General features: G+C 48.3%; 19 protein-coding genes. 8 read left to right on the top strand and 11 right to left on the bottom strand.

Translation table 11 applies throughout. The annotated features are described in order from the left end of the window. Window positions 1-15: 15 nt before the first annotated feature. From AABK39_RS06590 to gcvT, 5 genes are all read right to left on the bottom strand, one after another. Entirely contained in the window at window positions 16-1068 is a 1053-nt protein-coding gene (locus AABK39_RS06590) for an agmatinase family protein (protein WP_338394126.1), read from the bottom strand. Between the two features lie 94 nt (window positions 1069-1162). Beyond that, window positions 1163-2446 carry a polyamine aminopropyltransferase gene (gene speE / locus AABK39_RS06585; protein WP_338394125.1) on the bottom strand — a complete coding sequence of 428 codons (1284 nt, stop codon included), beginning with the start codon at window positions 2444-2446 and terminating at the stop codon, window positions 1163-1165. A gap of 106 nt (window positions 2447-2552) precedes the next feature. Beyond that, window positions 2553-3206: a hypothetical protein gene (locus tag AABK39_RS06580; RefSeq protein ID WP_338394124.1), complete on the bottom strand. Its 654-nt coding sequence runs from the start codon at window positions 3204-3206 to the stop codon at window positions 2553-2555. Window positions 3207-3437: 231 nt separating this feature from the next. Beyond that, the gene (locus AABK39_RS06575; RefSeq protein ID WP_338394123.1) at window positions 3438-4148 is read right to left on the bottom strand and encodes a 2-phosphosulfolactate phosphatase; all 711 of its coding nucleotides are present in this window, start codon (window positions 4146-4148) and stop codon (window positions 3438-3440) included. Between the two features lie 144 nt (window positions 4149-4292). Beyond that, window positions 4293-5393, bottom strand: coding sequence for a glycine cleavage system aminomethyltransferase GcvT (gene gcvT, locus AABK39_RS06570; RefSeq protein WP_421825155.1), 1101 nt, complete (start codon window positions 5391-5393; stop codon window positions 4293-4295). A gap of 269 nt (window positions 5394-5662) precedes the next feature. Between gcvT and AABK39_RS06565 the strand changes: the two genes are divergently transcribed. Then, window positions 5663-7381, top strand: a complete 1719-nt coding sequence (locus tag AABK39_RS06565) for an alanine/glycine:cation symporter family protein (RefSeq protein WP_338394122.1) — start codon at window positions 5663-5665, stop codon at window positions 7379-7381. A gap of 163 nt (window positions 7382-7544) precedes the next feature. On the opposite strand, the gene AABK39_RS06560 is transcribed toward AABK39_RS06565, so the two are convergent. Continuing rightward, complete coding sequence (locus AABK39_RS06560) at window positions 7545-8288, bottom strand: YebC/PmpR family DNA-binding transcriptional regulator (protein ID WP_338394121.1); 744 nt, start codon at window positions 8286-8288, stop codon at window positions 7545-7547. 535 nt (window positions 8289-8823) lie between these two features. Here AABK39_RS06560 and AABK39_RS06555 point away from each other — a divergent pair. The 5 genes from AABK39_RS06555 (at window position 8824) to AABK39_RS06535 (ending at window position 14595) form a co-directional block, all read left to right on the top strand. Continuing rightward, complete coding sequence (locus AABK39_RS06555; protein WP_338394120.1) at window positions 8824-10269, top strand: OFA family MFS transporter; 1446 nt, start codon at window positions 8824-8826, stop codon at window positions 10267-10269. A gap of 108 nt (window positions 10270-10377) precedes the next feature. Continuing rightward, window positions 10378-10527 (top strand): MFS transporter small subunit, encoded by a 150-nt coding sequence (locus tag AABK39_RS06550; protein ID WP_338394119.1) that lies wholly within the window; start codon window positions 10378-10380, stop codon window positions 10525-10527. A gap of 207 nt (window positions 10528-10734) precedes the next feature. Further along, window positions 10735-12972: a formate C-acetyltransferase gene (pflB, locus tag AABK39_RS06545; RefSeq protein ID WP_338394118.1), complete on the top strand. Its 2238-nt coding sequence runs from the start codon at window positions 10735-10737 to the stop codon at window positions 12970-12972. A 138-nt stretch (window positions 12973-13110) separates the two neighbouring features. After that, the gene (pflA, locus tag AABK39_RS06540) at window positions 13111-13989 is read left to right on the top strand and encodes a pyruvate formate-lyase-activating protein (RefSeq protein WP_338394117.1); all 879 of its coding nucleotides are present in this window, start codon (window positions 13111-13113) and stop codon (window positions 13987-13989) included. A gap of 45 nt (window positions 13990-14034) precedes the next feature. After that, window positions 14035-14595, top strand: a complete 561-nt coding sequence (locus AABK39_RS06535) for an acetate uptake transporter (protein WP_338394116.1) — start codon at window positions 14035-14037, stop codon at window positions 14593-14595. Between the two features lie 82 nt (window positions 14596-14677). Here the strand turns inward: AABK39_RS06535 and AABK39_RS06530 are convergent, their stop codons facing one another. Continuing rightward, entirely contained in the window at window positions 14678-15133 is a 456-nt protein-coding gene (locus AABK39_RS06530) for a DUF1569 domain-containing protein (RefSeq protein WP_338394115.1), read from the bottom strand. A 267-nt stretch (window positions 15134-15400) separates the two neighbouring features. Between AABK39_RS06530 and AABK39_RS06525 the strand changes: the two genes are divergently transcribed. After that, entirely contained in the window at window positions 15401-16117 is a 717-nt protein-coding gene (locus AABK39_RS06525; RefSeq protein WP_338394114.1) for a 3-ketoacyl-ACP reductase, read from the top strand. Between the two features lie 88 nt (window positions 16118-16205). On the opposite strand, the gene AABK39_RS06520 is transcribed toward AABK39_RS06525, so the two are convergent. The 4 genes from AABK39_RS06520 to AABK39_RS06505 all read right to left on the bottom strand — a co-directional run bounded on the left by AABK39_RS06520 (window position 16206) and on the right by AABK39_RS06505 (window position 19695). Next, complete coding sequence (locus AABK39_RS06520) at window positions 16206-16607, bottom strand: hypothetical protein (RefSeq protein ID WP_338394113.1); 402 nt, start codon at window positions 16605-16607, stop codon at window positions 16206-16208. Between the two features lie 51 nt (window positions 16608-16658). After that, window positions 16659-17111 (bottom strand): hypothetical protein, encoded by a 453-nt coding sequence (locus AABK39_RS06515; protein WP_338394112.1) that lies wholly within the window; start codon window positions 17109-17111, stop codon window positions 16659-16661. Window positions 17112-17588: 477 nt separating this feature from the next. Further along, window positions 17589-17993, bottom strand: a complete 405-nt coding sequence (locus AABK39_RS06510; protein WP_338394111.1) for an HU family DNA-binding protein — start codon at window positions 17991-17993, stop codon at window positions 17589-17591. A gap of 325 nt (window positions 17994-18318) precedes the next feature. Then, window positions 18319-19695 carry a hypothetical protein gene (locus AABK39_RS06505; RefSeq protein ID WP_338394110.1) on the bottom strand — a complete coding sequence of 459 codons (1377 nt, stop codon included), beginning with the start codon at window positions 19693-19695 and terminating at the stop codon, window positions 18319-18321. Window positions 19696-19919: 224 nt separating this feature from the next. On the opposite strand from AABK39_RS06505, the gene AABK39_RS06500 reads away from it, so the two are divergent. Continuing rightward, a complete protein-coding gene (locus AABK39_RS06500; RefSeq protein ID WP_338394109.1) occupies window positions 19920-20540 on the top strand; it encodes an outer membrane beta-barrel protein in 621 nt (206 codons plus the stop codon). Window positions 20541-20588: the final 48 nt, after the last annotated feature.

Below are 20588 nucleotides of genomic sequence, written 5' to 3'. Positions count from 1 at the left end.
GTTCTACTTAAAAAATCAATCGCAAGAAAGAACACCTCGCGATATGGCGGACCAAACAGCCAAACGGTAAAGAACTCTTGCGCCAACATTACCGTCCCATTCATCATTACCGGGACAGACTTCGCACAAGTCAAAACTCACGATTTTACGGCCCGAAAGGGCCAATTTTTTTATCAGAAACATCACTTGATCAAACTCAAAACCACCTGGCACGGGAGTTCCCGTATTCGGGCAAAGCTTCGGATCCAAACCATCGATATCGAAGCTTACATGAACCTTCTCAGGCAGGTTATCAATAATCTTTTCGCATTGTTTGGCCCAAGAAGTTCCCGCATAAGCTTCCTCTTTCAACGTTTGGTCATAAAAAGAAACCACTCGGTCTTCTGACTTCAGTACAACATCCCGTTCTTCTTCACAAAAATCCCGAATGCCCACCTGAACAAGCTTCTTCAACTCCGACACCGACAACGCGTTACGCATGATCGAGGCGTGCGAATACTCAAAACCCTCATAAGCCTTGCGCAGATCGGCATGAGCGTCGATTTGAAGTATTCCAAAGTATCCCACACTTTCCGCCACAGCCTTATACAATCCCAACGGGGTCGAATGGTCACCGCCTAATAAACCGACAGTCTTTCCCTTTGACATTAATTCCAAAGCGGTTCCCTTTAGCCATTGAGCCAAGTTCTCGCTCTCGTCTTCCACCTCATCGAGCAATACGTCAGACTCATACGGAAGCCCTTCCTCCAAAGCTTCGATATAAGCCGCCGTGCGCATTCGCAATCGGTCGCTTGTCTCCGAAATCCACTGCTCCTCTTTCAACATCGTGATTCCGGCTTTCCACGCATCTTTTACTTCCGGCAAAGCGAAATCGATCTGTGGCGAAGCATCCAAAACCGCTTTAGGTCCATTTTTCGTCCCTGCACCGTACGAAACGGTCACGTCCCAAGGAACGGGAATAATCACGGTATCGGAAGTATCAACATCAAAAGGGAGCCCGAACAAGGAACCTTTCACTCCCACTCCGTTCGGGTCAAAACCGTTTATGATTTTCTCTTTCTTTTCCATGGCCAAAACATAAAAAAAGCCATACGAAACTCAATCTCCGCATGGCTTTCTCCATTTTTCAATCACAAATTAGACATTCAATCCTTGGGAACTTTTACTTTCCCAGAATATCTTTCACAAAGTTCGGCAAAGCGAAAGCCGCCGTATGAACCTCCTTGTTGTAATAACTCAGCTTGTTATTCGCCAAGAACTCCGTCCTCCTATCCTCATCAATCGTAGTCAGTGGATTCGCTTGACCTTTCGAGCAGTATGAGAAACTCCACATCCCTGTCGGATAAGTCGGAATATGCGCCAGATACGTATGTACGTTTTCTTTACCGTAGATACTTCCGTAGCAATCGAAGATCTCTTTGAAGACTTTCACGTTGAATCTAGGCGACTCGCTTTGCGTCACCATGATTCCGTCTTTTTTCAAAATTCGGTGAACGTCGCGGTAAAAGGTTTCCGTAAACAAACCTTCACCGGGCCCAACTGGATCCGTAGAATCGACAATCACAATATCGAAAGCCTCGCCTTTGGTCTCTTTCACGTACTTGATTCCATCGTCGATTCTCAAAGACAATTTCGGATGATCAAGCGCCGAAGCGATGCTTGGCAAGAATTCTTTTGACGCTTCCACTACGGCTTCGTCAATCTCAACCATGACCACTTCGTCGTAACTAGAATGTCTCAGCAACTCACGAACAGTTCCGCCATCGCCACCGCCGATCACCAAAGCCCTCTTGGGGTTAGGGTGAGTCAGAGACGGAATATGAGAAATCATCTCATGATACACATACTCGTCCTTTTCGGTGGTCATTACCATTCCGTCCAGCGTCAGCATGTTGCCATAGGCATAGGTATCGTAGATCTCCACCTTCTGAAACGGCGATTTCTTCTCATATAGCTTATCGCCAGCATGTTTGAGCGAAAGCGCTATATTGTCGTTACGCTCAGTGAACCAGATATCCTTAGTCCGCAATGGCGACCCGTCGGCGTCGGTACGCTGATGCCTCAACTGGCTTACGTCATAATCTTTACGGATCAGCAAGCTAGTCTCGCCCCTGCGCATTTCCACCGCCGATCCGTGCTCGGCCTTAAAGGCCTCTTTCAAGAAATTATAAGAAACCCAGGGATTTACGGTCTCTCCGCAAGTAAACAAATCCACCGCGGCATAACCGTACTCCGGCCAGGTGTGGATAGCCAGATGGCTTTCCTGAATCACCACCACGCCAGACACCCCGATGGGCGCAAAGTGATGGAAAGTCGAGTTTATAACCGTAGCGCCGGCCTTTTCGGCCGCCCCCACCATGTTATTCTCGATATACACTACATCGTTCAACAACTCCGGCTTGCAGTCGTAGAACTCCACGATAATGTGTCTACCTAACGCGTTCATTCAGTAATTTAGCTCTAAAATTAATTCAGGAACATCCAGTCCTTTAACAAGGACCGGACCATTCGCGAATATAATCGAAGAAACGTTCGGGGAAGCAGTTACAAGACTAAAATTCGTTCCCCCAAGCAACCATAATTTCAGGCCACGACATGTCCGCGGCCGCAACTTTCATGGTCACGATCCCCGTCTTGTCATCAATTTTTTCAGCTTCGGACCAATGCCCTCCCTTAGTTGGCATTGTCAAAATCTGCATTTGGTTATGATCACCCGTCATCTTTTTCCCTCCAAGACTTTTCATCTCTTCGGCAAATTTCCAAGCGGAGTCCTTATAGGTTTGATCAGGCAGAAACGACAAAAAACTGACTCCCGTTTTCACCAAATCCACCCTATCGATAATCATTGTCCCAAAATAATTCACAAACCAACGGTCCACGGTATTGATCCTATACACCGCCTGATATCGCTCGGCGCCACTCTTTCCCGCTACTTTCCTGGCCACTACGTCTTCCACTCTCAGCACGGCCACATCGCCAGTATACACATCCGTCAGTTCAACATCGTCCCCTTCATTAAGTTGGGTAACGTCTTTGGAATCACTCACAAACGATATCACAGCCTTATATCTTCCCGCTTGGCGATAGAAGCTTAACAACATCCTCATTTTAGGATGATCTTTCAAGAGTATCGATTGGGCTACAGCGGAATCAGACAAAACGATCCCAACGAGAAACACGAATACTATTAGAATTTTCCGAATCATTCTTCCCTCCTTTTCTATGTTCAGCACTTAAGGAAGCTTGGCTAAAGCCTCCACCCACAAGCCTAACACTGGGAAAAATTCAATGTTGGAGAATCCTTATAGCTCGGTCAATATTCTTGATTCTGGATAATTCCAAATTAATTAGCACACAATAAATCCAATCAAACCCCTCTTAAAAAAGACATCAGAAAGGAAAAACAAGAGTTTAATTATGGAATTATCCTATAATCATCAAAAAATTGCTTTCACAATCTCACCTTCGGCATTAACCTCTGGCACAACACCATAGCGATCTATTTCCATACATAATTCAATATCTTTTCCGATATTCAATCTTTTCAACCTCGCCACATGAGCTGATTTATACACCAAAGCGGACAAATCCAATTTCGCTTTCTCCCAAAGAACTTTTGCCATCAACAAAGAATCGCAAGAAGACTCGTAGTTTCCAGCCAGTTTTTCGGCCAAAGCACCCGCAAAAAGAGTATCCTCAAGGTTTGGACGGCCTTTCCAACCCGCACAAACAATCACCACATCCAAGCCCAGTTTCCGCACATAAGAAGCCACGGACGAGAGGTTCAGAAACGATCCGATGATAATCCGCTCAGCGCTTTTTGACCGCTCTATGGCCACTGTTCCATTGGTGGTTGTTACAGCCACTTTAGCACCTTTCATCTCGGGATCCATATAACTAAACGGAGAATTACCAATATCGAAACCGTCCACTTTCGCTCCGTTTCGCTCCGCGGCGCCTACGTAGTCCTCGGACATCAAACCACGACAAACCTCCAAATCCGAAACGGGACGGATAGCCGAAACCCCCTCGGCAATTCCGGCGGTCATACATGAGGTGGCCCTTAGAATATCGACCACTACGGCCACTTTTCCTTCCAAATCAAAAAGCCCCGACAAATCCGGCGAGGCGCACACTTCTATATTCATAATAAATGACTGTTGTGTATCCGATAAAAAAAACGGCATTCCCAAGACAAAACTTTTCACCCAGCGAAACTACCGAAAGACAAATTTACGAAAAAAGCGCCCGCAAAGGCGCTTTATGTCTTAATCAGGTGTTCGCTTAATAAATCAGGCCTTATAGATAGGCAACTTAACCACCTCGGCTTTAAGGCTACGCTTACGCACGGCGATGCGAATCTCCGTTCCGGCCTTGCCAAAACCTTTCTTCACATACCCAAGCCCAACTCCAACGCCCAAACAAGGCGACATGGAACCGGAAGTAACCTTGCCGATCACCTCGCCATTCTCATCAGTGATGTCATAACCCTGACGGGGAATACCTTTGTCGGAGAGCTTAAAGCCAACCAAACGCTTGGTCACGCCTTCCTCTTTCTGCTTTTTCAAGGCTTCCGAGTTAACGAAATCTTTGGTGAATTTGGTAATCCAACCCAAACCGGCTTCCAAAGGCGACGTCTCATCATCGATGTCGTTACCATAAAGGCAGTATCCCATTTCCAAACGCAAAGTGTCGCGAGCGCCGAGCCCGATAGGTTTGATGCCTTCCTCTTCGCCAGCGGCAAAAACGGCGTCCCACAACTTAACGGCATCGGCGTTTTTCACATACAGCTCGAAACCGCCGGCGCCTGTATAACCCGTAGCCGAAATAATAACGTCCTTAACTCCTCCGATTTCACCCATAGCGAAACTGTAGAAAGGAATTCCCGCCAAATCCACTTCCGTGATCTTGGCCAATACCTCAACAGCTTTCGGACCCTGAACGGCAAAAAGAGAATACTCATCCGAATTATTGGTCATCTCCACGCCTTCGGTGTTGTGCGAGGAAATCCAGTTCCAATCCTTCTCGATATTCGAAGCGTTGACCACCAACATATACTCCTCTTCGCCCATACGGTAAACGATCAGGTCGTCCACGATTCCGCCTTTGTCGTTCGGCAAGCAAGAGTACTGCGCTTTTCCGTCAACAAGCTTCGAAGCGTCGTTGGAAGTCACGCGCTGGATAAGATCCAAGGCTTTCGGTCCTCGGAGAAAAAACTCACCCATATGCGAAACGTCAAAAACGCCTACAGCCTCGCGTACGGTCTTGTGCTCCTCGATGTCAGACGAGTAACGCACGGGCATATTGTAACCCGCGAAAGGAACCATTTTGGCCCCAAGGCGCTCATGCATGTCATTGAGCGCCACTTTCTTCAATTCATCAGTCAATCCCATTGGTTTGTTCGCTTAATTGTTCTGGGCAAAGCTAAAGAATTAGGGCAGATTTCCGAGTAGCCCCGGACAGAATTTGCCCGTTACCCGAATCACTTGGCTTTGTGACGACACCCCGACTGCCTTTAAGCCCGCCCACCATGTACCCAGCCAGTGAAAAGTGTAACTTTTTTATTAAATTAGTCGGTAGAATCAATCCAAAAACTCATCTAACATAAAGACACGACAGGTCCACCCTTTCGTGCCGCTAACAAAATCAACCCGACAACCGCATGCAAGAACTCAATGAATTATTAGGTCAAATCGACTCGATGATCGGCGGATCGTCCTGGTTTATCTGGGCGCTACTGGGCACCGGTATCTTTTTTACTCTTTATTTGGGGTTCCCCCAACTGCGTTTTTTCGCGCACGCCATCCGCATCGTGCGCGGCAAATACGACCGCTCCGACGACGTGGGCGACACCTCGCATTTCCAAGCTTTGGCTACGGCCCTTTCCGGTACGGTGGGCACGGGCAATATCGCTGGGGTAGCCTTGGCTGTTCATTGGGGCGGACCATCGGCGCTGTTCTGGATGCTGGTTACGGCCTTTTTGGGTATGACGACAAAGTTTGTGGAAGTAACGCTCTCGCACAAATACCGCGAGCAGGCCGAAGACGGCTCTATGGCCGGTGGCCCGATGTACTATATGAAAAACAAACTGAACATGAAGTGGCTCGCCGCCGCCTTCGCAGTGTTCACTGTTATCTCGTCTTTCGGAACGGGAAGCTTACCGCAAATCAACAGTATCTCGAACTCGATGGCCACTACGTTCCAAACCAACGAAACCATCTTCGGATACAATTTCACAATGGTTAGCACTGGCTTCGTACTGGCTATTTTCCTTGCTTTGGTGATTGTGGGCGGAATCAAACGAATCGCAAAAGTGACCGAAAAGCTGGTCCCCGCCATGTCGATCATCTACTTGATAGGTGCATTAGCGGTTATTTTCTATAACGCCGAGAATATTATCCCGTCTTTCACAGCCATTTTCGCCGACGTATTTACGGGATCTTCCGCTACAGGCGGATTCTTGGGCGCCTCGTTGGCCTTCGCCATCAACCGTGGCGTTACGCGCGGACTGTTCTCCAATGAAGCCGGCCAGGGCTCGGCCCCTATCGCCCACGCTTCGGCCAAAGGCCACGAACCAGTATCTGAAGGTATGGTAGCGATATTGGAACCGTTTATCGACACCATCGTAATCTGTACGATTACGGGTCTCGTATTGCTCTCTTCGGGGGTTTGGAACGAAAAACACCACAACACGTTCCAGCGCGCTGATCTTCAGATCCTTTCAGGAAAATACTCAGACACCTCTACAGAACACCAACAACAACTGGCCAAACACCTAAGTAAAGAGACTCCGCTTCCGCTATTTAACGGGCAAATCAGAACCGAAAACGGCGTAGCGCAAGACGCGAATGTAACCGTAATCAACGCCCGCTCCGTGGCCGAAGAGATCACTTTCCACCGCGACGGCCAACCGCTCACCGAAGCCATCGCCATCAAAGACGGACTTCCCGTGGACGCCACCGTTTTGGTAAAAGGAAAATCACTGGTACACAGCGCCCCGCTTACGGCAATCGCCTTTACCCGCGGATTCTTCGGCGAATACGGCAAATATATCGTAACGATCGGACTGTTGCTGTTCGCCTTCTCCACGGCCATCTCATGGTCATACTACGGCGACCGCGCCATGACTTACCTCTTCGGATCGAAATCGGTGATCTATTACCGCATCGTATACGTAGTGGCGTTCTTCTTGGCAGCCTTCACCGACACCACTATAATATGGACGTTCTCCGGCATCGCCATTGCGCTGATGACCCTGCCCAACCTTTTGGGAATGCTCTTGCTCCACAAAGACATGAAAGGGACACTGAAAGAGTATTGGGCAAACTTTGACAAGGAGTATCCGCAGGAGACTAGGAAGGAAGTTGAAGAGAAAGCGTAAAGCCAAAAACAACTTTTCACCAAACCCCTCTAAAGAAGCCCAATACCTTCGACGGTGTTGGGCTTCTCTTTTTGGCAAAAAACCATCTCCCACACCAACAAAAAAAGAAAGCCCGGTAGCCTAGGCCCCGGGCTTTCGCCTGCGAAAAATACAAGAGTTCCGATTACATCATCTCCTCTTGGCTTTCCTGCACGTCGATGTTGTGGTAAACCTTCTGTACGTCGTCGTTATCTTCCAACGTATCTATAAGCTTCCAGATCTTCGGAAACTCCTCGTCAGTAAGAACTACCAAGTTGTTGGGGATACGTTGCAAGCCCGCTTCTTTCACTTCAGCGCCCAATTCGTCGAGTTTTTTCTGCATGTTTCCGAAATCGGTGACCGCAGTGGTTACGTGAACCATGCCCTCCTCGAATTCCGCCTCTTCGGCTCCGCCGTCAATCAACTCAAGTTCAAGCTCTTCCGCGTCAGCGCCTTCGGGCAACTCGGCTACAAAAATCCCCTTGCGGTCAAAAACGAATTCAAGCGAACCGTTCTTGCCCAAGCTTCCGCCACTTTTGGTGAATGCGGCCCTCACGTTGGACACTGTACGGTTGTTATTGTCTGTAGCGCATTCCACAAACACGGCCACACCTTTAGGTCCGTAGCCTTCAAAAGTCACTTCTTGGTAATCGGCGGCGTCAGCGCCAGAAGCTTTTTTGATGGCGCGGTCAATCGTGTCTTTGGGCATGTTCTGCCCCTTGGCGTTTTGGATCGCCAAACGCAAACGCGGGTTAGTGTCCGCGTCGGGCCCGCTTTCCTTCACAGAAACGGTAATCTCTTTGATCAGCTTAGTGAAGATTTTTCCTCTTTTGGCGTCTTGGGCCCCTTTACGGTGCTTAATATTGGCCCACTTACTATGTCCTGCCATAAAATATATACGCTTTAGTTGGTTGCTAAACTGAAAGCACCCGGCACCGGGCACCCCGATCAACAAAAATAAATCATTTTGTCTGTAGCCGCAAAGAGTCTACCAAGACAAAAACTCTCATAAATATGTAGTCTAGCCCAAAAAAGGACAAAAAAAAGGCATCCGGCGCCATAGGGCAAAAAAAATGCCTGAAAAGGCGCTCTGCGGAATACAACCTTACGGAACCGTTCCCGCCCCACAAAAAATCTAAATAATACAATGAATCGGCCCCAAGAACCCTTTAAAGGCATTTCCATACAGAAGAAACCGAAGCTATAATCAATCATTAATATGACTTTTATCATTAAATCTACCCTAGCGATGGCGTTACTTTGTGAGCATAAGACGGGGCCGAACGGGTGTAAATCCTTTCGGAAAAAAACAGCGCCACACTTGATTTAGTACAATAATCAAACATTAAATAAGGCCTGAATCCACGTTATATTAGTAAGGAAACTACAGTGTATACTATACTTTTACGAACGTTTTTCGAACGATGGGATTAGCAAAATTTCTAGACAGAGAGTCGATAATAGCCAAACCGGGATTTAACCGGTGGCTTATACCACCCGCAGGGTTGGCGATTCACCTGTCTATAGGACAGATTTACTCTTACAGCGTGGTAAAAAGCGCCTTGCTGAACCTCGAAGGGGTTAGCTGGCAAGCCACCGACTTATTCTGGATCTTCTCGATCGCAATATTCTTCTTGGGGCTATCGGCCGCCACTTTCGGTAAGTGGATGGAGCGCGTTGGTCCTCGCAAGGCAATGTTTGTGGCTGCGATTTGTTTCTCAGCCGGATTCTTTGTTGCCGCCGCAGGGGTTTATACCCGCCAGTTGTGGCTTGTGTATCTCGGAAACGGGGTGATTGGAGGTATTGGTCTGGGGATAGGTTATATATCGCCAGTATCTACACTGATGAAATGGTTCCCTGACAAGCCAGGGTTCGCCACGGGCATGGCCATTATGGGATTCGGTGGTGGCGCAATGATCGCCGCTCCTGTATCAAGCGCTTTGTTTGATCACTTCGGCGGTATCGTTGAGGCTGGAAAAGTTGTGGCTTACACCACTTCCGGTGTCGGTACGGCATTGGCTGTCATGGGTGTTTTCTACTTCTTCTTCATGATGTTCGGCATGTTTAACATCCGTATCCCGGCCCCTAACTGGAAGCCTGAAGGGTGGGTACCGAAGCCGAATGCCAACAAGATGGTTTCAAACGCGATGGTTGACGCCAACACAGCGATAAAGACTCCACAATTCTGGTTGCTTTTCGCAGTGTTGTTCTTGAATATTACAGCGGGTATCGGAGTGCTTGAAGACGCCAAACCTATGATCCTGCACATTTTCTCTGACGCCCGTATGGGTGCCGGTATCGGAGTTTCAGCAGCTACGGCTACCGGATTTGTAGGGTTCCTCAGTATCTTCAACATGGGCGGCCGTCTGGGCTGGTCAACCCTTTCCGACAAAATCGGACGTAAAAACACATACTTGATTTACCAATTCCTCGGAGCCATCGTAGTGGCGATGATTCCGATGGCCGCCGGAACCAAAAACTTGGTCATCTACGTGATCTTGGTTTCTACTGTCATCAGCTTCTACGGAGGTGGATTCGGAACAGTACCGGCATATTTGAAAGACCTTTTCGGAACGTTGGAAGTTGGCGCCATTCACGGCCGTTTGCTGATGGCTTGGTCGCTGGCCGGCGTTTTCGGACCTTTCTTGGTGAACTACTTGGTGGAATACAACCACCACCACGTGGCGGGCAAAGTGGAGGCGCTGAAAGCCTCTATGCCAGCTGGACCCGAATTAAGCTCCAAACTTGCGGAACTTGAGGCAGGCTCATACGACATGGTGTTCTACATCATGGCCGCTCTGCTCATCGTCGGGGTGATATGCAACGTGTTGATAAAACCTGTCGACAAGAAATACCATCACCAAGGGTAAGAAACGGAAAGGGACGGGAAAGCGTCCCTTTCTTCTTTTCCCGAGATAGAGCATCATTATCATATAAAGGAAATATCCAGCTTGACTGGAATAAAAATAAAGCATAATATGGAAACGCAAACCCAAAACACCAGCGTACAGGAAGTTCCAACGGAAAAGCCTGTGGTCAAGATCGCTCTCTCGTGGGCATTTGTTGGCATTCCCTTAGCTTACGGGATCTCGCAAACGATCATCAAAGCGATGGCCCTTTTTATTTGACAAAACACTCCCAAAAGAGCGGCGCGAAGAAAGGACCCGAGGCCACCCATCACGGCCCCAGCCCCAGAAACAGACCGCCAACATACAGATTCTCGGATTTTTTGTCCGGAATCACATTAATGCCCCGGTTTGAAAAGTCCGGGGGGTGAGCAATAGGCGCATAGGCCCGTCGTTCATTATTTGGAAAAAAACAAAACCATTACCGCTATGTCAGAAGTCAAAGTGGAATCATTCAAGTCAGGCACTTGGAACGAGCGTATCGACGTTCGCGATTTTGTTCTTCAAAACGTAACCCCATACGAGGGGGATTCTTCGTTTTTGGAAGGACCGACCGAAAGGACGACAGCCCTTTGGGAAAAATGTACGGCCGCTCTTAAAGAAGAGCGTGAGCGCAACGGATGCCGCGACATCGACACCCAGACCGTTTCCACAATCACCAGCCACCCGGCCGGATACATTGACAAAGACAATGAAGTGATCGTTGGCCTTCAGACTGACGAGCTCCTTAAGCGCGCCATGAAGCCTTACGGCGGTATCCGCGTGGTAGAAGGCGCCGTCAACGAGCGTGACATGCAAGTGTCTGAAGTTGTGCGCGACACATTCTACAAGTACGCGAAAACTCACAACGACGGCGTATTCGACGCTTACGACGCCCAGATTCGCCTTTACCGCTCAAAAGGTATTCTGACTGGTCTTCCGGACAACTACGCCCGCGGACGTATCATCGGTGACTACCGCCGTTTGGCCCTTTACGGAGCCGACGCCCTGATCGCCGCCAAAATGGCCGACAAAGACGCTATCAGCGACGACATCACTGACGCCAACATCCGTCAGCGCGAAGAGGTTTCAGAGCAAATCAAAGCTTTGAAAGCCATCATCAAGCTCGGCGAGATCTACGGACTCGAATTGAACCGCCCTGCCGAAAACGCTCAAGAAGCCGTTCAGTGGACATACATGGCTTACTTGGCCGCCGTAAAAGAGCAAGACGGTGCCGCTATGTCATTGGGTAACGTTTCTTCGTTCCTCGACATCTTCATCCAGCGCGACCTCGAAAACGGCGTGATCTCGGAAAACCAGGCGCAAGAGTACATTGACCAGTTCGTGATGAAGCTCCGTGTTGTTCGTCACCTCCGCCCTGCGGCATACGACGACATCTTCGGTGGCGACCCTACTTGGGTTACCGAATCAATCGGCGGACAGTACAACGACGGACGTACGAAAGTGACCAAAAACTCTTTCCGTTTCCTCCAGACATTGTACAACTTGGGAGCCGCTCCTGAGCCAAACATGACTGTGCTTTGGTCTAACGACTTGCCGGAAGGATTCAAAAACTTCTGCGCTCAGGTATCGATCGATACTTCGTCTGTACAGTACGAGAACGACGACTTGATGCGTCCTAACCGCGGATCTGACGATTACGGTATCGCCTGCTGCGTATCGCACCAAGCCATTGGTAAGAGCATCCAGCACTTCGGCGCCAGAACAAACTTGGCCAAAACTCTCCTTCTCGCCATCAACGGCGGCCGCGACGAGCTTTCCGGAGTTAAGATCATCGACGACATTCCTGAAATCCAGGAAATGGAGACCCTCGACTACGATGTAGTTATGGATCTCTTCCGTCGTACTATGAAGGAAGTGGCCCGCGTATACGCCAAGACGATGTACGTGATCCACTATATGCACGACAAGTACTACTACGAAAAGGCTCAGATGGCGTTTATCGACACTGACCACAACATTGACGTAGCGTACGGAGCGGCAGGTATCTCTATCGTAGCCGACTCGTTGTCAGCCATCAAAAACGCTAAGGTTACTCCTATCCGCAACGAGGAAGGATTGACTGTTGACTTCAAGATCGAAGGTGACTTCCCGAAATTCGGTAACGACATTGACGATGTGGACAACATCGCCAAAGAAATCACTCACGAGTTCTTCTTGGAGTTGAAGAAACACCGCGCTTACAAAGACGCGACCCCTACCCTTTCTTTGCTTACGATCACCTCAAACGTGGTTTACGGCAAGAAGACAGGCGCTACGCCTGACGGTCGTGAATCAGGCGTACCTTTCGCACCTGGTGCCAACCCAATGCACGGACGCGACGAGAACGGAGCCATCGCCTCACTGAACTCTGTAGCCAAGCTTGACTACAACGACGCTCAGGACGGCATCTCTAACACGTTCTCAATCGTACCTAAGTCACTCGGATCGGAGCGCGAAGAGCAAACCGAAAACCTCGTGGGCATGATGGACGGCTACTTCGGACGCGGAGCGCACCACCTGAACGTGAACGTGCTGAACCGCGACACTTTGATGGACGCTTACAACAACCCTGAGAACTATCCGCAGCTGACTATCCGCGTGTCGGGTTACGCTGTTAACTTCACCAGGTTGTCGAAAGCCCACCAGATGGAAGTAATCACCAGAACATTCCACGAAAGAATGTAATAACACCCCGGAAGACATTCCGGAATTGCTAGAGATGACTCAGTTCATTCTCAAGTATATACAAAAAAGAGAGACTTTTCAGTCTCTCTTTTTTTCGGTATCCCTATTGATCCAGCTTCAAAAAAACGGATTCTGAATATGGACGCCGACCCAAACACGGCCTTTGGGCGTTATAACGGCAAAGGTCTACCAAAACAAGAAGTTGCGCGGACTAAATACCATCACCCTAACCACTCCTCCCATATGTTGCCAAAACAAGACGCCAGACATCTGAACGAACAAGACGAACACTTGCTCCGCATACATTCCATCGAATCTTTCGGTACGCATGACGGCCCGGGCATCCGTTTGGTGGTTTTTGTGCAGGGTTGCGAATTCCGTTGCCTTTACTGCCAAAACCCCGACACGCTAGACGTACAGGGCGGACAGTACATCGAGCTGGATGAAATAGTGCGCAGAGCGGTGAATATGAAAAGCTATTTCGGCAAACGTGGCGGTGTTACCATCTCCGGTGGCGAGCCATTGTTGCAACGCAAGAAATTGCTTAAGCTGTTCAAGATGCTTCACGCCGAAGGCATCCACACTTGCGTGGACTCCAACGGACGCCTTAATACGCCGGACGTACACGAACTGCTCGACGAGACGGACCTGATCCTGCTCGACGTAAAACACATTAACGACGAATGGCACCGCAAGCTAACGGGCCTCAGCAACGTCAACACCCTGAAACTGGCCGAGTACCGCGAACAAAGTGGCAAGCCTATGTGGCTCCGCTATGTACTGGTACCGGGTTGGTCTGATCAGGAAGAATACCTCCACGAGCTTGGACAACGCTTTAAGGACTATAAGACTATCGAGAAGATAGAAATACAGCCCTACCATAAGCTTGGGGTACACAAATGGAAAGAACTTAATATGCCTTACCAGCTCGAAGACGTGGAACCGCCTACGCAAGAGCAAATAGACAAGGCCAGAACGATATTCGAACAATACTTCACGCAAGTGAAGGTCAACTGATCCGCCAGCCGGATCCATCCATTCAGTTTATTTATTCTATTTAAGATGACAAAGGTAGTTTCAGGCCAGGGCGCCAACCCGGCCCCTCTCGGTCTCGCCGGTTTCGGGATGACAACCATCCTTCTTAACATCCACAACGCTGGATTTTTCGAATTGAACACCATGATCCTGATGATGGGAACCTTCTTCGGAGGCTTCGCCCAGATAATCGCGGGGATCCTCGAGTTCAAAAAAAACAACACCTTCGGTATGGTCGCGTTTATCGCTTACGGCAGCTTCTGGCTGACTTTGGTAGGCATCGTGGTTCTGGGCCAAAACGGCTTCATGGTCACCGACAAATTCGCCATGGGATGGTATTTGGCCATCTGGGGACTTTTCTCGTTGGGTATGTTCTTCGGCACGCTCAAAGGGCCGCGTATCGGACAATTGGTATTCGGTACATTGGTAATTCTTTTCGCCCTGTTGGCCGCCAGCGATTTCCTTCATAGCGAAACGCTCCACACCATCGCCGGATTCGAAGGGATACTCTGCGGAGGTTTGGCTCTTTACGAGGCCATCGGACTGATTGTTAATGAGAAACACGGAAAGCAAGTCTTCCCGATGTAAGGGCAAAAGCCTTCTTTTTACACCACAAAACCCCTTGCCGTATCCGACAAGGGGTTTTCTTTTTCCATACAACACAAAGCGCTCAGGCCCCGAACTGCTTCAGGTGATGGTCCAAGTGTTTGTAAAACATCGTATCCCATTCCTTAAGGCTCAAACGTCCGAACGAATGCGACTCCCGACCGTCAAAGAACACCTCGCCCAAAGCCGCCGTGCGCCGGATATGCCCCAGTAGCTTGGCCTTTTCCTTTTCGAAATCTTTTTTGTCTTTAACCAAAAACTGAGGCGCCGTACGGCTATTGCGGGGGTAAGGCTTATCACTGACCACAGCGGGTTTCACAAAGCGCTTCAGGAAAAACCTCACCAAAGGGTTAGGCCTCGGGTGGGTGTCCTCATACACCATTTCGTAAGGCACATTGCAGTGCGCCAGCATCTGGGCGGGGTCCATCTTGCCCCACTTCTTTTCGGAGTCGGCCGTCAAAACGCCTATACGCTCTGTCAATTCATTGACGCCCTGTTCGGTAAACACACTGTTCGGCATAATCCTTCTCGTTTAAGATTTTCGCCACCGCCTTCCGTCTCACCGCATTTTAATAAAAAAACACAAATACATCTCCGGAACCATCAAATATTCCTTTCGGCAGTTCCCTTTATATTACTTACGGCCACAACAAAGGCCGGATTCAATAAACACAAACGAAAAATCCGCATTCGCTTAACGGAACACTGACCGCCGTCAGTATGACAGTAAATCATAAACCTTAACTTGGAAGACCAAGAATTAACCTTTCGCATTAACAAACAAACTATGGAATCACTCAAAGGAAAAAACGCCCTGATTACCGGAGCGGGCAAAGGCATCGGAAAAGCCGTGGCGCTGGCCTTGGCCAACGAGGGAGCGAACGTGGCCCTGATGGCCCGCACTACCGCAGACATCGAGAAAGTGGCCAAAGAGGCCGAAGCGATGGGCGTAAAAGCGGTAGCCGTATCGGCCGATGTATCGGACATCAACTCGGTAAGCAAAGCGGAGCAGGCCCTGCAAGAGCTTTTTGGCCCGGTGGATATCCTTATCAATAACGCCGGCATAGGCAGATTCGGGAAGTTTCTGGAACTGGCTCCCGAAGAGTGGGCGCAAGTGATTCAGGTCAACCTGATGGGCGTATACTACGTGACCAGAGCGTTCTTGCCGGGTATGATTGAACGCAAGAGCGGAGACATTATCAATATCTCCTCCACCGCCGGACTGAAAGGCGCGCCGGTTACCAGCGCGTACAGCGCCTCGAAATTCGCAGTAATGGGCCTCACCGAATCGCTGATGCAGGAAGTGCGCAAGCACAATATCCGCGTAACGGCCCTTACGCCGAGTACGGTAGCCACAGACATGGCCAAAGACCTCAACCTCACCGACGGCAACCCCGAAAAGGTAATGCAGGCAGAGGACATTGCCGAACTGATCATAGCCCAGCTGAAGCTTAACAAAAGGGTGTTTATCAAAGACTCCGGGATTTGGTCCACTAATCCTTAAACATTTGCCTTTTATTTTGAATCAAAAAGCCCGTTCACCTTTATTGATGAACGGGCTTTTTATATTATACCCCTTCCCTACGCTTCGATCACTTTCGATAGTACTGCACATTCTCAAACTCTCGCCCGTCCGGACCAAGCATTTTTTGCGAAACCCGCATTACCCCGTCTTCGCCTATTAACCTAGCGGCGAACATTATACGCTTTCCGCCCTTGTATGTCGAGCTGTTCAATCCGTTCTCTCCCACATATTCCGACATCACCTCATCGGCGATTTCCGGATTTTCATAGCTCTTTCGCTTTCCGTCCACCGTGATTCGATAATCGATTCTGTGTTCTTGACCTTCGGCATCCGCCCACTCAATCGTAACACCAAGATCAGCGTTCCCGGCGTCGCGGAATTCATATGTCGCACTTTTTGGGGGTTGCCCGGCTTCGTATTCCGAACGCTCGGCCAAAAGTGTCCATTTCCCTAAAAACTTGTTGTCCATAGTTACCACTTTATGTCCTAATTTACCGAAAACTTATAAAGCCTCTGAGTATCAGGCCAAAACTCCTTGTTTTTCTTTCAACCAAGAGGTAAAGGCATCCAATGTGCCCGCTTTAACCAATTCACGTAACGGAAACTTATACCGCTTCCCCTTATGGGAAATCAATATCAACGGCCCCGACTTCAGCGAAAAATAGACCATATAGCCACCGAACATCAATAATATGAACACCGAGATAATTACCTCAATATTGATTTTCCCAGGCCAAGGGCTCGTAAGAAAATTATAAAGCATATACATGCCATAAAGCGACCCGCCAACACAGCCCAAGCCCACAGCCAGTACCAACACCCAATTATTGCTATCCTTCCCTTCGCTTATACGAAGACTCTCCAACTCGCCGAACGGCAACGTCTTATAATTAAACCCGTTCCGCAACAGATGAACCCCTTCATCCGTCAAGCCAAATTCTTTTGTTCTGAAGTCGTATTTATCATTTTTCATAATCTAAAAATACCACTTTAAGCATTGAAACGACAAACCTAACCTTAAAATAAGTCAAATTTACCAAGTGAGAAAAAAGACAAAAACACAAGCTCCCAATAAATTCCACCAAGTAAGGTATCTCGATTCTCTTAACCATTTCAACCATTATCCTTAAGGGTTTTAGCCAAAATACTTAAGGAGTTCAACAAAACCCATTAAGGAAATCAATCAGAATACTTAAGGAAAGTATACATGATCACAAAGCACAATAATCCATTTACTTAGGGACATTAACTGAATCTCTTAACTACATTAGCTAACTCTCTTAAGAGATTTTCAGATTCTCTTAACTGTTTCACTCATTTCTCTTAAGAGATTTTGAAATTCTCTTAAGAGAAATGAAACAAATATCCGTGTCCAAACAAAAAAATAGCCCTGCCGCAAATGCGACAAGGCCTAATGAGTGAGTCTAACTTTCTGCTTACGTCCTAATCTTTAGGCTTCTTCAGTCACCCCTCCCGCCACTTTCTCAAACTTGGTGAGCTTTAAAAGATCCTTAAACTCTGAGCCGGGCGTAAAGATCACCTTTTGCCCGATAATACTATTGGCCGACACCTTGTCCTCGGTCTCCTCGCCACGGCTCTTGATATTGAGCCTAAAATTCCCCAGATCACCAAGGCGGACAATTCTACCATTCTGAATATGCTTGGTCACCAACTGCGTCAGCATCTCCAACACCGCCATGGCGTCGGCGGAGCTGATGGTGGACTGCTGTATCATCTCCTTACTAAGGTCTCTCAACGAGACGTCGCCGGTCTTTACGGCCTTGGCGTAGAACTTTTTCGGAGCTTGGCGGTCTCTGGGGTTAGCCAATTCCAACACTCTATATTTTACTGGCATAATGGGAAGTGTTTTAGTGATTGTTGATTAAAAATTCGATAAAAAAGCGAAACCGGAACGCCACGCCCACACCCAATGGCGTTGGCTAAGGGTTCCGTACCAAAAGCGTCATTTGTGGCTGGCCCACGTTTAGTTATACGTAAAAAATCGTCCCTGATTTTCAGGCAAGTAAGGGATCAGGCCAGTGGGACGAAAAGCGGATTGGTGTAATATGCCGGATATTGGAGGGAATTTGGCGTAATGACAGAAACGGTTTAGGGGAAAAAGAAACCGGCCCGGCGAAAGAATTCGCCGGGCCGGTTAAGCGTCAAATACGGTTCATATATCAGATGGCCGGCACGGGCTCAGGTTCTTCTTCCCCCAAATCCGCCAGCTTAAGGTCTTCAGGAATAAACACGCCACGAAGCATAAACAGCATAATGGATTTGCCTATCAACATAAGCGCCATATAGCCTTCGGGCGCCATTCCGAACAGGCGTTCTTTTCCCCCTACGAGATACATAAGGAAAACTGCGCCTACCAAAGTCAGCCCCTGCAAAATATAGTACACTACACGGCGGGACTCAAGGCTATAAGCCAACATAAACACGCCTGTCAAAACCCAAAGCAATGCGGGTACGGCACTGGCCAACACTCCCCCGCGCATAAAACTCATCACAACGCCCAAGGCCTGCGTAAGCAAAATGATATAAGCAAGATGCTTGGCCGTCTCCGCCGGCTGGTTAAGCGACCTGACCAAAAACTTGCGGTCTTTCAGCCCTGAAGCTATCTCTTCGTCCGTGTTTTGGTACACTCGCCACAAAGCCACAAACAAGCCCACTATCGGAACCGAGAGTATCCACACGGAAAAACCCGGACGGCGCCCAGAAGCCATAAGGTAAGACAACAGGAACTGGCGATAGAAGAAGACCATAACCACCAGCACCACCAACGTCTTGAGCATGGTGTACGCATGGGCAAAAGGCTCTAGCTTGGCATATGATTCCAGCCCCCACCACAAAGGCAACGTAACGGCCAAAGCCACAATAGACAATTGCGACGAGGCCATAAGCAAGAAAGCCTTGCCTCTACTCATATTTGAAGCCCCAAAGATTTTGAATGTGAAAAAGTCTTTCAGCTTCCCTTCATAGATAACCTGCAGCATAAAGCGCAACGCCACGTAAGCGGACACCTTCATAGTCACAACCCAGATCTGCTCCACAGGGTATTTGTACAATGCGCCACCCAACTTGACATCCCAGATCATAAAAGAGTAAAAGTCATCCATATAGGAAACGGCAAAATTGCCCAACCCTACCTGATACACCAAGCCAAACAGCAAAAACAGTAAGCCCATACGAAGGTTCCTGAGTACTAACCAGCCAAACAGGAAATATACCAGCTGACCCTCTACATAAAGATCGATCTTGATAACAATCTCAGGGAGCTTGTCGGCCCAAAGGGTCGTCATAGCCGTAGACAAAAGCGTAATTGCCAACACGCTTCCGATAAACGGCTTCAATCCTTCTTTTTTGCCAAACCCGCTCGCCAAAAAGAGGCAAAGCAAAATACGGCTAGGTATAAACAAAACGGTTTGGCCTAAGAATCTAACCAACTCACTATCCTTGGTAAGCAAATGCAAAGGAACAAACAAAAGGCCCAAGACCGACATTGCCAGTATATAGCGCATGTCTTTACCGTAATCGAGCATCCTCTCTCTCATGGAATGAATCTGTTCAGGTTGAAAAATGATAAAGTTTAATATAAAAACATTAATTCATTCAACATCAATCGTGCGTCAAATAATTTAACACTAAAGAGTAATCAGCTAATTAACAAACACTAATCACGACCCAAATATCAATAAAGACAATAACGACTCAAATAAATACAACCAAAACAAATTAAGGTGTGTACTTATACAAACCACTAACCCCCTCCACAAACATGAAACAACTTGTACCCATTGTCACGCTCGCCATGTTTTGCCTTTTCGCGAGCCAAGCCCTAGCCCAAAACAAACAAGAGGTAAGGCTTTTTTACAGCTTTAGCTACACTGATTTTACAGAAGGCGACGAGCGTGACGGAGCTTCCAGTTACAGCCTAAACAACAACAGCGAGTTCGGCATACTCTATCTTCGTAAGTTCTCGAAACGCTTCGCCCTGAGAACAGGGATTGGGTATTCCTTCCAGAAGCTGAAAACAGACCATAAATTGCCTGATTTCTGCGGAACCCCTCCCGTGCACGAGTCTCCTTCTTTCTCACGAACACGACCTTTTGAATCTTTGCATATCCCTGTTGGCTTAGAAGTTACGCTATTCGAATTTTTATATGCGCACGGAGGCATTATCTATTCCGACCAACTAGCGGGAGGATCGGATTACCGAAACGCAGGCTTGGGCTATGATATAGGCGTAGGCTTCAAATACGACATCGGTCGGTTCAGCCTGCATGTCAACCCGAATTTCAAACTTCGCAACGCTCACTATTTCACTAAAGGAGACAAGATTGAAGCTAATACTTGGGGATCGTCAGGATTGGATTTCATGATTGGATACAGCTTTTAGCGAAACCCTGAAATGCATACTTATACAAAACCACTGACCCCTCTAAAA

It is taken from the genome of Fulvitalea axinellae (assembly GCF_036492835.1).
In the GTDB taxonomy this organism is placed as follows: Bacteria; Bacteroidota; Bacteroidia; order Cytophagales; family Cyclobacteriaceae; genus Fulvitalea; species Fulvitalea axinellae.
This window is presented reverse-complemented; position numbering and strand designations above follow the sequence as displayed.

Coding starts and splice junctions, on each gene's coding strand:
- AABK39_RS06505 (WP_338394110.1), bottom strand. CDS start 19,695: ATGAGAGAGAGGATGCTCGATTACGGTAAAGACATGCGCTATATACTG.
- AABK39_RS06510 (WP_338394111.1), bottom strand. CDS start 17,993: ATGCCAGTAAAATATAGAGTGTTGGAATTGGCTAACCCCAGAGACCGC.
- AABK39_RS06535 (WP_338394116.1), top strand. CDS start 14,035: ATGACAAAGGTAGTTTCAGGCCAGGGCGCCAACCCGGCCCCTCTCGGT.
- AABK39_RS06590 (WP_338394126.1), bottom strand. CDS start 1,068: ATGGAAAAGAAAGAGAAAATCATAAACGGTTTTGACCCGAACGGAGTG.
- AABK39_RS06500 (WP_338394109.1), top strand. CDS start 19,920: ATGAAACAACTTGTACCCATTGTCACGCTCGCCATGTTTTGCCTTTTC.
- AABK39_RS06525 (WP_338394114.1), top strand. CDS start 15,401: ATGGAATCACTCAAAGGAAAAAACGCCCTGATTACCGGAGCGGGCAAA.
- AABK39_RS06580 (WP_338394124.1), bottom strand. CDS start 3,206: ATGATTCGGAAAATTCTAATAGTATTCGTGTTTCTCGTTGGGATCGTT.
- AABK39_RS06530 (WP_338394115.1), bottom strand. CDS start 15,133: ATGCCGAACAGTGTGTTTACCGAACAGGGCGTCAATGAATTGACAGAG.
- AABK39_RS06550 (WP_338394119.1), top strand. CDS start 10,378: ATGGAAACGCAAACCCAAAACACCAGCGTACAGGAAGTTCCAACGGAA.
- gcvT (WP_421825155.1), bottom strand. CDS start 5,393: ATGGGATTGACTGATGAATTGAAGAAAGTGGCGCTCAATGACATGCAT.
- pflA (WP_338394117.1), top strand. CDS start 13,111: ATGGACGCCGACCCAAACACGGCCTTTGGGCGTTATAACGGCAAAGGT.
- AABK39_RS06555 (WP_338394120.1), top strand. CDS start 8,824: ATGGGATTAGCAAAATTTCTAGACAGAGAGTCGATAATAGCCAAACCG.
- speE (WP_338394125.1), bottom strand. CDS start 2,446: ATGAACGCGTTAGGTAGACACATTATCGTGGAGTTCTACGACTGCAAG.
- AABK39_RS06565 (WP_338394122.1), top strand. CDS start 5,663: ATGCAAGAACTCAATGAATTATTAGGTCAAATCGACTCGATGATCGGC.
- AABK39_RS06560 (WP_338394121.1), bottom strand. CDS start 8,288: ATGGCAGGACATAGTAAGTGGGCCAATATTAAGCACCGTAAAGGGGCC.
- AABK39_RS06520 (WP_338394113.1), bottom strand. CDS start 16,607: ATGGACAACAAGTTTTTAGGGAAATGGACACTTTTGGCCGAGCGTTCG.
- AABK39_RS06515 (WP_338394112.1), bottom strand. CDS start 17,111: ATGAAAAATGATAAATACGACTTCAGAACAAAAGAATTTGGCTTGACG.
- AABK39_RS06575 (WP_338394123.1), bottom strand. CDS start 4,148: ATGAATATAGAAGTGTGCGCCTCGCCGGATTTGTCGGGGCTTTTTGAT.
- pflB (WP_338394118.1), top strand. CDS start 10,735: ATGTCAGAAGTCAAAGTGGAATCATTCAAGTCAGGCACTTGGAACGAG.